Here is a 13,619-nt window from a genome sequence, read left to right on the forward strand (position 1 = left end):
CATCACACGCTTGCGATTGAGGGACGCGATCTGGCGGCGGGCATCTATCTGGTGAAGATGGAAGCCGGCTCGTTCAGCGCCATCCGCAAGGTGATGCTGGTGAAGTAGTCCGATTCGGCATCTGCCGTATCGACTGAAGAGTTCGTCCCCCCGATGCGATATCGGGGGGACGAACTTTTTTTGCCAAACTTCTTCCAGAGACTTGACGAAGTTCTGTTTCTTGACTATATTAGCCGGATAGTGTGAGCCCTCTGCCGTCTCGTTTCTTGCAACCGGACTTAGGGCATCGTTGGATTTCGGCATGAATCTATGAACTTGGGGCAGCGGCAGGCAGGTGCCGACTGCGCAGATAGATTGACCATGGAGTGCTCCGATGAAGCAACTTCCCCGTCTTCTCCCTGGTATCTGTTTCGCCTTCCTCGGCGGCGTTGCCTTCGCCGCACACGATGCGCCGCCCGGCACCACGGTTACTTGTTCCGAGCAACCGGGAAACGCCGCGCATATAGCCTTCAGGTTTGACCTTCCGGCGCTTGAGGCGGCCCTTGCCTCCGGCAGCGACAGCGCCTCTCTGATCCCCGGCGAGGGTTCTCTTGCCCATGCCGGAATGCCACTCCTGCCGGCTGTTTCGCGATACGTAATTCTCCCCCCCGACCGTGAGGTCGATCTGATCGTTCAGGCGGACGGCTATCAACGGCGCAATGCCACTGCGCTTCCCACCGGCGAAGACTACGATCCCGACGCAACACTACCTCCCGACCACCTGATTTCGCCATCGAATCTCTACCCTCCCGAAGTCGCATCTCTCACCGACATCTCGGTGATGCGCGGCGTCCGGTTAGGTTTGCTCACTGTCTATCCATTGCAGGTTGACCTGACTACCGGGGAGGTGCTCCTCCGCAAGTCGATCGAAGTGCACCTGACACCCTCGGATCGCGCCGCAGCAATCCCAATCGAGTTTCCCCTACGCACCGGCCGCAGTGCGATCTTTCGGAAATTGATTGCCGGCTTCGCTTTAGGCGGCGACCGGGTCGGCCGCGATGATCCCGATGCCGGAGCGCTGCCTGCGTCGCCGGGTCATTATCTCGTGGTTCTGCCTTCGGTTCTGCTGCCGTCGGTGGGACCTTTCATCGAGACGCGGCGCAAGGAAGGTTATCGGGTCGATATCCTCGGGCTGACTCAGAACGCGGCGCTCACGGCAGCCACTGTCAAGGCCGGCATTCAGGGACGTTACGACGCCTTCCTTAGGGCTGGCGCCGACCCCTTCGACCTGGTGATGCTGGTCGGCGATCATAGCCGCTATACCGCCGGGCCGGCTGCACAGACGGTGCTCGCGACCTTCCGCGGCACACCGACCGACGGCTCGCCCGAGCATGCCGACTACGAATACGGCCTCCTCGAAGGCGGCAACAACGACCGCTATGCCGATGTCGGTGTGGCCCGCTGGTGCGCCGGATCGGCGGAAAAGATCGACCTTTTCTGGCGCCGCCACCGAGCCTATGCCTCTAATCCTCCGATGAACGAGGATTGGTTCTCGCGAGGTGCGGTCTATGCGCAGCGCTGGGCTAACGACTGGCATGTGAGCATCCCGACGACGGTTCGCTGGGGCGAAGAAATGGTAAAGGCCGCCGGGCTGACGGACGTCCGGTTCTACGAGAACATCGGAAACCTCGATCGCGATGGCTCGCAAGTTGGCAATTTCTGCGTCCAGCAAATGAATAGCCACCTTAACGTCATGCTGGGCCGGGCGCAGAATCGCCTCTTTGGCGCCGACCTCCGGCCGGCAAACCGGACCGTCTTCCCAATAGTGATGGAATTGGGCGGGCATCATGAGGGTCCCACCTGGGCGCTGCTGCGCAATCCGACAGTCCAGAACATCTCCGGACCCTGCGCTGCAGCCACCTACAACGGCGTCTCCAGCACCCGCTCGGCGAATGTCACCTGGATGGAGATGACCCGGGCGCTGCTAATCGACCGCCTCCCCTTCGGCTGGGCGCGGGTGATCGGCGTAACCAAGCCGGTCGCTTATATGGGCAATCTCTACCCCGCCTCGACGATGCAGACCGATGTCCAGTTCTACGGCGATCCGGGGCTTATTGCTTGGACCGGCCGCCCGATTGAGGTCGAAATCGATCTGCCGGTCTTCGTCTCCCCCGATATCAGGTCGCTCGACTTAACCGTGATGAGCGGCGAGCGGGAAATCTCCGGCGCACTCGTGTCGCTCTATATGCCGGGCCGAATACCCGCATTCAACAGCAACGACTATGCGACCTATGACGATATGCAGACCTTGCTCGCGCGCACCGACGAGCATGGCCGGGCACAATTCACCTTTGATGGCCTCGAACTGATCGCCGGAACGCCGCTCTATGTAACCTGCACCGGGCCCGGCATCAAGCCACTTTACGAAGAGTGCTGGATAGAGGCGCCAGACTCAGGAGCGGAGTTGACCGGCTATGAAGTCGAGGAACTCGAGGGCAATGGCGACGGCTTGCCGAATCCGGGTGAGACGCTTCGACTGGCTCTGACCGTCGCCAACCGGAGCCCGGATGAGTCATTACGAGATTTGGATGCTATCCTGGTCAGTCGGTCGCCGCATCTTGAAATCGTTGGGGATGACCGGATCGTGTTCGGCGACATCGATCCCGAGTCGGACGCTGCCGCTGCGGTCGATGTCCGACTCGCCATAACCGCCCCCGACGGCATCAGCCGTCCGGCGCTTAAGCCCGAATTGGTGGTCTTTCTACGCAGCGGCGATCAAGAATGGCCGACGACGCTGAAGATCGTCCCTCGGGCGCCGCACCTCATCTTTCGCTCCATTGTTGGCGGAGCCTCCATTCGCGATACGCTGACCTATCTCACCATCGAACTGGCCAATATCGGATCGGCCGCATCGCCTCCAATGATTGGTCAACTGGTGAGTCTTGGTCAGCCGGTCGAAGTCGTCTCCGGCGAAGTGCGATACCCGGCAGCGGAGCCGGGCGAGGTGGTGAGACCTGATGGCGAGCGGGCATTGGTAGCCGGCAGCCGGTTCGTCCCGGCTGAGGCAAAGTGCGGTATGCGCCTTGACCTCGCCTCCGAGTCGGGAATAACCGACACCGCCTGGTTTGAACTCGCGGTCGTCCGCCCGGAAGCCGGAGCGCCGGTCGGGCCCGACGCTTACGGCTATGTCTGCTTCGACGACACCGATCAGGAATGGGAGCAGCGTCCGGGGTATGCTTTCTTCGAGATCGACCCCCGTGAACAGAACTTCAATGCCCGCGGCACAGCGGTCAACTTCCAGGGCAATATCGACATTGGCGAAGCGCGGTTAGTCGATCTACCTTTCAGCACCCGATTCTATGGCCAGTCTTTCGACCAGATCACCGTCAGCACCAACGGTTTCATCGTTATGGGCGAGCATCCTCGCGCAACCGGCGGCACCAATTGGCCGCTCGACCGCGCCATCGGCGGCGCCCCGGGAATGGTCGCGCCCTTTTGGGACAACCTGACGCTTGGGAACGGACGAATCTACACCTATTACGATGAGGATCAAGGCCGCTTCATCATCGAATGGTCGCGGGTCCGACACCTGGAAGGTAACAGCGATCTCTCGTTTCAGGTGATCCTGTATGATGTTGAGGTCTGGTGGGGGCATACCGTGGATCAGCCGATCCTCTTTCAATACAAGGCGATCCAGAACGTCGCCGGCAACGGTCAATTTGAGACTCCATTTGCATCGGTCGGCATTTCTCCCCCCGACGGCGGACCGGGCCTCAATTATTCCTGGAACAACCGTCAGGCTCGCGGCGGGGTGCCGCTCCAGAATCGACGCGCGCTCTACTTCACCACAATGCTGCGGATTCGGGAGGCGGTGCTCTACGGACGAGTAACGTCCCGCGCCAGTGGTGAAGGGATCGAAAATGCCATCCTTCGGACCAGTTTCAACCAATCCGCCATTAGCGACGCTGACGGCTACTGGTTTGTTAACCAGGCCATCGCGGCACAGGAATTCACCCTCACCTGCACCGCCGAGGGTTTCAACGACAGCACTATGACGGAACTGGAAGTTCCTGAAGACGATTCACTCGAATGCAATTTCAGCCTCTTGAACCCGGTGGTCCATCTTTCGCCGGAGCGTCTTGAGGTCGAACTGAATCAGGGACAGATCCGGGACTATTCCCTGACCTTGCGCAATGAGGGCACCGGGCCGCTCTGGTGGCGGTCTTCGATCGACTACCCCGGCGACTCCGACGCGGCTGCGCTCACGGTGCGCGACTCCATAAGCGCAGCAGTCATTTTGGAAGACAACGACCTTGGCGGCGTCCTCTTCATCAACGACCACTTCTATGTATCTGGAATGGCGGGCAACCGCCCCAATCAGATCTACATCCTCAACCGGGAAGGCGTATATGTGTCGTCGTTCCAGCAGCCGGGCAATTCGCTGGAAGGTATGAAGAACCTGACCTGGGACGGGGAATGGATATGGGGAGGTGCGGGATCGATTGGTGACCGGCACGTCTATGGCTTTACTCCCGATGGCGAACTGATGCGCACCATCGAAGGGCCTTGGAACCCCAACAGCATTGTCATTTGGGACAGCGACCGAAACTGCCTTTGGCTGGGAAACCGGACGCAGGCGCTCTCGGCCTATGACCGGGAAGGCCGCTCTCTTGGCTGGCAGATTCCTCGGCGCGACCTAAGAATCTACGGCGCAGCCTATTTTGCTGATGACCCCGACGACTTCCCGTTCTACATATTCCATAGCGCCGTCCTCTTTCAACTTGAGGTCTATAAGTCCAATCCGGCCGGGGATCAGATTCGGCTCGGACCGGTGCCATCGCGCGCCGCAACGGTGCCGGGCGGGATGTTCATCACACGGGAGTGGGATCCCTTTAGTTGGGTGATCGTCTCGATGGTCGAGGTATCGAGTGTCAATGGAGGCGACCGGATCGAAGTCTTGCAAGCGGCACCTATCGGTGATTGGATCGCTGTGGATCCCGTTGAAGGCGAACTTTCCGCCGGCGCCGAGACGAACCTGACCTTCAGCCTGGATGCGAACGATCTTCCGGAAGGCGAGTTCGCATGCGAGATCGACCTGAAGCATAACGCCTGGGGCGGGGAGAGTGTTGTTCCGATTGAGGTTCGAGTCATGCCGGACCGCCGGCCGCGGGGGTTTTCGCTGCTCGAGCCGCCCGACGGCGACACCCTCACCGCGCCACCGCGCATCGGCGATCCGCCTCCTCCGCCGGAGGTGATGTTCGCCTGGCGAGCCTCGCGCGATCCGGATCCTGCCGATACGCTTCGATACCTGTTTCGAATCGCGTCAGGCGGGGCCGAGTTCATAGGTGAGACGCGCGACACGACTTTGACACTCGGGATCGACACCCTCGGGCTGGGCAACCTCTTCACGGCTCCGATTTTTTGGTGGGTTGAAGCGATCGGTGGGCAGGACACGACACCCTCGATTCGCCATTTCCGCTTCCATCTTAGGCCTGATCGAGTGGCAGACGACCTTTTGCAGCCGGGCCGTTTCGCCCTTGAAGCGCCCTACCCCAATCCCTTCAATGCCCGCGCGACGGTCGCCTTCTCGCTCGAACGTCCGTCTGTTGCAACGCTGTTACTTTACGATATGAGGGGACGCCAGGTGGTGCGTCTTGGGCAAGGCGAGTGGGGAGCGGGGAAGCATTATCTGACTATCGACGCGGAAGGGCTTCCGGGAGGGTTATACTTTCTTCAACTTCGAGCCGGTGAGTCTGTAGTGCGGCGCAAGGTGGTGGTGGTGCGGTGAAGGTGTTTCAAGTATCAAGTGTCAAGTATCAAGTGTCAAGTGGACTACCGCATCATCATAACTGTTCTCTCTTCACTTTTCACTCTATCCTCTTGACTCCAGTCTTCCGGCGCGTTTCCAGTTGCTGACCGGCATCCTGCCGTCCTGTGACGGCACTCCCGGATGAACGGCGTCGCCGTTTGCCGGCACCTGCAGAGCCGCGACAATGGCTGCCGCCTCGACGATCCTATCATCATCCTCCCGCCGCATCTCCTTCGGCCGATACTCCCGCCCTATGAAGCCGGTATCGTAGATTCCACTTTGAAACTCCTCATTCCCGGTCAACCATAGCGCAAACGGGATCGTCGTCCCGACGCCGGCGATCCGGTATTCGGCGAGCGCTCGCCCCAGCCTCGCAATGGCCCTCTTCCGGTCAGCACCCCAGACGATCAACTTGGCCATGAGTGGATCGTAGTAGAGGCCGATCTCGTCGCCCTGGGAGACTCCCGAATCAACCCGCACTCCCGGCCCGACAGGTTCCCTAAGGTGCACGATTCGACCGGTATCCGGCAAAAATCCGGCGGAGGGATCCTCCGCAGAGATACGGCACTCGATAGCGTGGCCGGTCTGGGAGACGTCTTCCTGCTTGAACGGGAGCGGTTCGCCGGAGGCGACAGCGATTTGCAAGTGGACCAGGTCGAGGCCGGTCACGAGTTCCGTTACCGGATGCTCGACCTGCAGGCGGGTGTTCATTTCGAGGAAGTAAAACTCACCCGAGGCGGGATCAAAGAGGAATTCGACCGTCCCGGCTCCGATGTAGCCGCAGGCCGTTGCGGCGGCGACAGCCGCTATCGTCATCCGCTCCCGCAAGCCAGGCTCTGCGATGAGAACCGGCGAAGGCGACTCCTCAATCACCTTCTGGTGCCGCCGCTGGATCGAGCATTCGCGTTCGTAGAGGTGGACGACATTGCCGTGATGGTCGGCGAAGATCTGGACTTCGATGTGCCGGGGAGCCGGAATGTAGCGTTCGAGATAGACGTCGGGATGGCCGAAGGCGCTGCCGGCTTCCCGGCCGGCTGCTTCGTAAGCCGCGGGGAGTTCCTCCTCTCTCTTGACGATCCGCATCCCCTTGCCGCCACCCCCGTAAGCCGCCTTGATCAGCACCGGATAGCCGATTCTCCGGGCCGAAGCGAGGGCCTCTTCAATGGATTCGAGTCTGCTTCGGTCGCCCGGGACGACCGGGACACCGGCCTCCATCATAATTCGTCGCGCTTCGGTCTTCGAGCCCATCGCGGCGATCGCCTCAGGTGGCGGGCCGATCCAGATAAGGCCCGCTTCGACGACTGCGCGGGCAAACTCAGCGTTCTCCGAGAGGAACCCGTACCCGGGGTGAACGGCATCGGCGCTGCGCTCCTTGGCCGCTTCGATGATGCGCTCTCCGCGCAGGTAACTATCCCGGGCCGGCGCCGGGCCGATAGGGACGGCTTCATCCGCCATCCGGACGTGGAGCGCCCGCCGGTCAACTTCGGAATAGACCGCGACGCTGCAGATGCCGAGTTCCCGGCAGGCGCGGATCACCCGGACGGCAATCTCACCGCGGTTGGCGATCAGGATCTTGGCGATCACTTAGATGCTCGCAAGTATTGGAACGACGGACTACTGTCCGGCAGTCCCAAAATCGCACGCAGAGTTCGGGATGATCCCTATTCGGAGAACTCGAATTCGCCAGCCTTAATGAAACTTTCACCCGGCGATGCTCGTGGCCGAGGTGGGATGAAGTCACTTGATGATCTTGATATCTGCCTTAAATCCAGGTTAAAATCATCAAGATAGACATCTTGAATTGCCTGATCGATGAAAGCGACGAACCAGATGTTACGTGTTTCGACGAGGTTGTTGTTCTGGACGCTGATGGTATCAGCGACGATGTCGCCATCTCTATAGACAGTATACTTCTTCGTGGAGAAGTTGAACGAGAATTCGATAAGAAACCACTGATTAAGCGGGTAGTTTCCACAACTTACAAACGAAGAGCCATGGCGTGCATACATCACCCCACTTGCATCGAATCGAAGTTGCATTGTGATGACATTGCTTCCATTGGCGAGTTGGACGTCATACCAGCCAATTGACGGTATGCGGAGGTTGAATGAGATCTTGCCTGAGCTCATCGACGGGCCATTAAAGATCAGAATGGCCATGTTGGCGCCGACATCAGGATCATGGAATTGGACAGAGCGCCCACCGGCGGGCGTTGAAATCTGGTCTGTCACTCTCACCCAAGAGGTGCCCCGGACAGTATCAGTCCAAGCGGGATTGCCCCCCCGGGGCGGTGGGCGACCGACTTCGTAGTTGTCGAAGGTCTCGTGGAGCAGCACCGGGTTGGTCGTCGAACCTTCGGCAATGTTGCTGAATTCCGAATCGCCGATGCCGTTGCTGGCCCCGACCCGATACTGATAGGTCGTGGTGTGGGTCAGTCCGGTGTCGATGTAGGTGCCGGTGAGCCGCGCGCTGCCGTTGACGATGGCAATCAGGTTGAAATCGGCGTCGCCGGCGAGCCGCCGCTCGACCATGAAACTTTGCTCGTTGCTCGAGTTGTCGTTCCAGTCGAGGCGGATGCTGCTGATCGAAACCCCGCGCGCTTCGAGGTTCGCGGGCGCATTCGGGACGCCGTCGGGAGTCAATGCCGAATCGACGTTCGAGAGTTCCGAATACCAGTATCGGTCGGCGATCCGGTTATATGCCTTGACGCGGTAGGAATAGATCGAGACCGGCGTCACGTTGACATCACTGAAGGTGGTTACGTTTGCGCCGAGGTCGGCGATCTCGATGAAATTGCCGGATAAGCCGGGACGACGTTCCAGTTTGAACCCCAGTTCATCGGGCGAGTTGTCATTCCAGCGGACCTCGATGCGCCGATCGGCAGCCGCTGTCGCTTCCAGGCCCGATGGTGCCGGAGGCGCGGGATTCGGGATAGAAACCCGGACTTCGTTGGAATATGCCGAGAACCCGTCGGCGTTTAGCGCCCGCACCCGGTAGGTGTAACTGGTCTGAGGAGTAACTGCCGAGTCGATATAGCCGACGGCATTGGCGCCGAGTTGCGCCAGCCGGTCCCAGCGCTGCGAGGTGCCGATCTTGCGCTCCAGTTCGTGCCCCGTCTCTTCGTCCGAGTTGTCCTGCCATTCGAGGATCGCGGCGTGATAGTTGGGCGCCCGACCGGTCAGGTTTGAGGGCGCCGGAGGCGGCCCCGACGGTGTGGTGCAGGTGGCGATATTGGAATAGGGCGAACGACCGGAGTCGTTATAGGCATAGATGCGGAAGAAATAGGTCGTTCGCGACGAGAGCCCGCTGATGTTGGCGCTGAAATTATCGACGCCGACGGAATCGACGATCTGCCAGCCGGTCGCTTCCTGAAGCGATTGTTCGGCGACGAAGCCAAATTCGTTGGCGGCGTTGTCAGACCAGTTGAGGGAAGCGGCGAACTGGCTCGTCGCCGTCGCCTGCAGATTGCCCGGAGCCAGCGGCGTCCAGACCCGCGTCGTCGCTCGCGCTTCAGTCGACCAGGCGGACGTGAGGCTGTCCTTGCGTGCCCGGATACGATACCCGTAGGTTGCGTTTTGCGCCAGTCCGGTGTCCTGCAGGGTAGTTGCTCCGGCGCCAAGGGTAACCAGCGGCGCGAAAGTGCCCGCCCCGATCCGGCGCCGCTCGACATCGTAGGCGGTCTCGGCGGCAGAATTGTCGCTCCAGGTGAGGTTGATTTCGGTGCCCGCGCGCTGGGATGCGGCAGCGCCGGTTGGCGCGATAAGCATGGTGGCGGCGGTCGCAACGGCGCTCCAGTCCGAGCCTGAGCGAGGCGCAAAGGCTTTGACGCGATAGCGGTAGGCGGTCGCTTCAGTCAGGCCGGTGTCAGTGTAGGCTTGAACGTCGGACTGGGTCTCGACGACGAGCGCCCAGTTGTCGCCGGCGCCGGGCGCCCGCTCGAGCCGGAAACCCGATTCGGTGGCCGAGTTGTCGCTCCAGGTGAGGCGGATCGAACTGTGCGACAGAGCCGCAGCGGTGAGATTGCCGGGCGGGGTAATGGCCGGCCCGGTCGTGTCTTTCTTGTCGCTGCTGCAGCCGGCGACAAGAAGCAGTAATGCCCACGAAAGGACGATCGATATGCGGTTGGGGAGGCTCATTCCAGGCGTCTCCGGCGATTGAGGAAGATGGTGCTGATCAGTTGTCGTCGGTTTAGGTCATTTACCGACGCCCCGATATCCAACATAACAATATAACTTAAGCCACCATTGTCAAGCAAGTAGTAGGAGAGATTTACGTCACATTGAAAATTGACAGGGCACACAGTGCAGGCTCATAATGAGCCATAGATTATCATCGCCAGAGGGACGGCCGCAGGTTAAGGGCAGGCGACGTTAAGGTGCGCCGATCGAACCCGGCCGGTAACCCCCCCCTCGCACCCTGCGAAGCAAAGGCTCGACGAGCATAACTATCATTGCGCGTTGTCCTTTGCCGGGGAGGTGCGGATCAGCGGCTGCCACGTCTGTGGCAGCCGTTCCCGTTCTTATACTTGAAGGGCGGGATTCATCCCGCCCCTTAGCAAAGCCTAATGCATTCTTCGACGCCGCGCGAGGAACTCGAACAGCGCCACATCGTAAGGTGTTTCGGTGGTGAAGAGGTGATAGTCGATCCGAGCCGCCCGGCACTCTTCCCGGTAGCGGCTGAGAAACTGTTCCATCTCGTGCCGATAGGCTTCCCGGATGTGCCACGGGCGGGTTGGGAGAAGGTCGCCTGACTCCAGATCCTTGAACCGGGCGTCGCGAGGGAAGCCAAAGTCCATTTCCCGAGGGTGCAGGATCTGAAAGACGATCAATTCGTGCCCGACGTGACGGATGGCCTTCATTGCAGCGAGCGTCGGTCCCGGATCGGAGAGCAAATCTGATATCAGCACCACCAGCCCGCGACGTTTGACGCGCTCGGCGATCTGGAAGAGCGCTCCGGCGACGTTGGTCGCGCCGGTCGGCCGGAGGTGTTCGAGGTGCACTGCGAGCGGTTCGAGATAACCTTGTGCCGAACGGGGCGGCAGGATCGCATCGACCGTCTCGCCGAACGAGACCAGCCCGACCGCGTCACGCTGCTTCAGCAGCAACAGCGCAAGTGCCGCTGCGACGCAGGAACCGTAATTCAGTTTTGACGGCGCGCCGTCGCCCGAGCCAAATCCCATCGAACCGGAGTGATCGACGAGGAGGTAGGCCTTCAGATTGGTCTCCTCCTCGAACTGCTTGATATAGTAGCGCCCCGTCCGCCCGAGCACCTTATAGTCGAGGTGGCGCAGACTGTCGCCGGGCATATAAGGCCGGTGTTGCGCAAACTCGACCGAGAAGCCGTGGTAAGGGCTTTGGTGCAGTCCGGTCAGAAAGCCTTCGACCACCGCCCGGGCCCGTAGTTGCAGGTTGGCGAGGCGGTTCAGCGCCGTCGGATCAAGCAGCGACGAAGGCATCAGTTACTTATCAGTGCAGAAAGTTCTTCAACTCTCCCCCCCCGCTTGGCGGGGAGGATGTAAGGGGGGCAAAGCATCACCCCTGAAGCCCTCCTGCAGTCCCCCCGCGGAGCGGGGGGACGTGACAAGAATAGTCTGCACCCCTTAATGTTGATCATCAGTCATTACCTTCCCTTCCCGTCTGCTTCACCAAGCAGCCGCTCGATCACATCGAGGCTGGTCACGCCCTCGGCCGCTGCATTGAATGAGCAGACCAAGCGGTGCCTTAATACCGGCCGGGCCGCAAACCGGACATCTTCGACGTCGGGCGTTGGCCGGCCGTCGAGTATGGCCCGGGTTTTGGCTCCTATGATCAGATACTGCGACGCCCGCGGTCCGGCGCCCCATGTGACCCATTGCCGGATGTAGTCCGCCGCGTCGTGCGAAGGCCTTGTCCGGCGCACCAGATCGACGGCATACTCGACCACGTAGTCCGAGACCGGCACCCGCCGCGCCAATCGCTGCAGTTCAACGATCTCGGCCCCGGTGAGCACCCGTTCCGGGGACGGCTCATAGAGCGAGGTCGTCGTCCGCACAATCTCGATCTCTTCGTCGCGCGCCGGATAATCGAGCATTATATTGAACATGAATCGGTCGAGTTGCGCCTCCGGAAGGGGATAGGTGCCCTCCTGCTCGATCGGGTTCTGCGTTGCCAGGACAAAGAACGGCTCTTCGAGCGGATAGGTCTGCCCGGCGGCGGTTACGGCATGCTCCTGCATCGCCTGCAGGAGCGCAGCCTGGGTCTTGGGCGGCGTCCGGTTGATTTCATCGGCCAGCAGGGTCTGGGTAAAGATCGGGCCACGCACGAACCGAAACGCCTTGCGCCCGGTCGAAACGTCATCCTCGATGATCTCGGTTCCGGTGATATCGGACGGCATCAGATCGGGGGTGAACTGGATGCGGTTGAACTTCAGGTCGAACACACTGGCAAGGGTGTTGACCAGCAGCGTCTTGGCAAGTCCGGGAACGCCGACCAGAAGACAGTGCCCGCGTGACAGCAGCGCGATCAGGAGTTCGTCGATGACGCGGTTCTGGCCGACGATCACTTTGGCCAGTTCAGCCGCGATGCGGTCGCGAGCCGTCTTCAGTTGGGCGACGGCTTCAACGTCGGAGAGGGAAGGGTTGGTCAAGGATGTAAATGTTGATGACTAAAGGCTCCTAATGCTGATGACCCCGGACTCGATCCGAGGCAGCATTCAGGGAACAATCTTACAATATAACGCCGGAATCGTCGTTCGGTTCGATAAAATGCGCTTTAACTTCTGACTATGCCGGATAGCCTCCTTCCGCCCGACCGGGCTGCGCTCCTGACCGAGCAGCGCAACCCCCGCACGATGGACCTTCACCGCCTCTCGGTAGCCGAGTGTGTCCAGAGAATTCAGGACGAAGAGCATGCGGTTCTCGAGGCGCTCGCGAGCGCCCGCGATGCTGTGACGGCTTTCATCGAAGCCATAGAGCCGCGGTTTGCCCGGGGTGGGAGACTCATCTACATCGGCGCCGGGACGTCGGGACGGCTCGGGGTGCTCGACGCCTCCGAAGCGCCGCCGACCTTTCAGGTTGAGCCGGGCCGGATCGTCGGAATCATCGCCGGGGGCGACGCGGCGCTACGGCGCTCTTCGGAAGGCGCGGAAGACGACCCCAACGGCGCCCGGGAAGCGCTCGAGGCGCTCAATCTGACGGCGGACGACACGCTCCTCGGCATCGCCGCCGGCGGCACAACGCCCTATGTCCTCGGCGCGCTCATCATCGGAAGGGAACTCGCCTCCGGACTACTTACCGGGCTGCTGGTCTCGTCCCCGATACCTGTTCCGGCAGTCTGCGACCATTTGATCCTGCTGCCGACCGGCCCCGAAGTGCTGACCGGTTCGACCCGGATGAAAGCCGGAACCGCGACCAAGATGACCCTCAACACCATCTCGACGACGCTGATGATCCGCACCGGGCGGGTCTATCAGAACCTGATGGTTGACCTGCGCGCGACGAATGCCAAACTGCGCGACCGCGCGGCGCGGATCGTCACATTGCTGACCGGACTGGATCGGGGCGAGGCGTTCGCACTCCTGGAACGTGCCGGGGGGGAGGTTAAGACGGCGGTCGTTATGGCGCGGCTGGGAAAGGAACGCGATCCAGCCCGGGAAATGCTTCGGCAAGCGGGCGGGCGTCTCGGCGATGTGCTGGATGAGTGAATTCTTTCTGGAGGGCGGGATTTGTCCCGGCCTGTCCGGTCCGGCACCAACGACTTTTGCATTTCCTCGTATCTTCTTGCAAATCGACACGTTGCTGCTTATCTTATCCTTACCTGCACTGCCCGCTTGCGGACTTCAGCACTCGCGCGAG

The 13,619-nt window shown here is 60.8% G+C and carries 6 protein-coding genes; 2 read left to right on the forward strand and 4 right to left on the reverse strand.

Annotated features, from left to right (window positions below; translation table 11 throughout):
* The first annotated feature begins 373 nt into the window (after positions 1 to 373).
* Positions 374 to 5,767, forward strand: a complete 5,394-nt coding sequence (locus tag FJY67_08575) for a T9SS type A sorting domain-containing protein (protein MBM3329508.1) — start codon at positions 374 to 376, stop codon at positions 5,765 to 5,767.
* Positions 5,768 to 5,851: 84 nt separating this feature from the next.
* On the opposite strand, the gene FJY67_08580 is transcribed toward FJY67_08575, so the two are convergent.
* The 4 genes from FJY67_08580 to FJY67_08595 all read right to left on the reverse strand — a co-directional run bounded on the left by FJY67_08580 (position 5,852) and on the right by FJY67_08595 (position 12,412).
* Positions 5,852 to 7,372 carry an acetyl-CoA carboxylase biotin carboxylase subunit gene (locus FJY67_08580; GenBank protein MBM3329509.1) on the reverse strand — a complete coding sequence of 507 codons (1,521 nt, stop codon included), beginning with the start codon at positions 7,370 to 7,372 and terminating at the stop codon, positions 5,852 to 5,854.
* Between the two features lie 77 nt (positions 7,373 to 7,449).
* The gene (locus FJY67_08585; GenBank protein ID MBM3329510.1) at positions 7,450 to 9,924 is read right to left on the reverse strand and encodes a fibronectin type III domain-containing protein; all 2,475 of its coding nucleotides are present in this window, start codon (positions 9,922 to 9,924) and stop codon (positions 7,450 to 7,452) included.
* 425 nt (positions 9,925 to 10,349) lie between these two features.
* Positions 10,350 to 11,243: a DUF58 domain-containing protein gene (locus tag FJY67_08590; protein MBM3329511.1), complete on the reverse strand. Its 894-nt coding sequence runs from the start codon at positions 11,241 to 11,243 to the stop codon at positions 10,350 to 10,352.
* A gap of 164 nt (positions 11,244 to 11,407) precedes the next feature.
* Entirely contained in the window at positions 11,408 to 12,412 is a 1,005-nt protein-coding gene (locus FJY67_08595; protein MBM3329512.1) for a MoxR family ATPase, read from the reverse strand.
* A gap of 138 nt (positions 12,413 to 12,550) precedes the next feature.
* Here FJY67_08595 and murQ point away from each other — a divergent pair, with 138 nt between their 5' ends.
* The gene (murQ, locus tag FJY67_08600) at positions 12,551 to 13,468 is read left to right on the forward strand and encodes an N-acetylmuramic acid 6-phosphate etherase (protein MBM3329513.1); all 918 of its coding nucleotides are present in this window, start codon (positions 12,551 to 12,553) and stop codon (positions 13,466 to 13,468) included.
* The last annotated feature ends 151 nt before the right edge of the window (positions 13,469 to 13,619 follow it).

The sequence above is a fragment of the Calditrichota bacterium genome (assembly GCA_016867835.1).
Classification (GTDB): Bacteria; Electryoneota; AABM5-125-24; order Hatepunaeales; family Hatepunaeaceae; genus VGIQ01.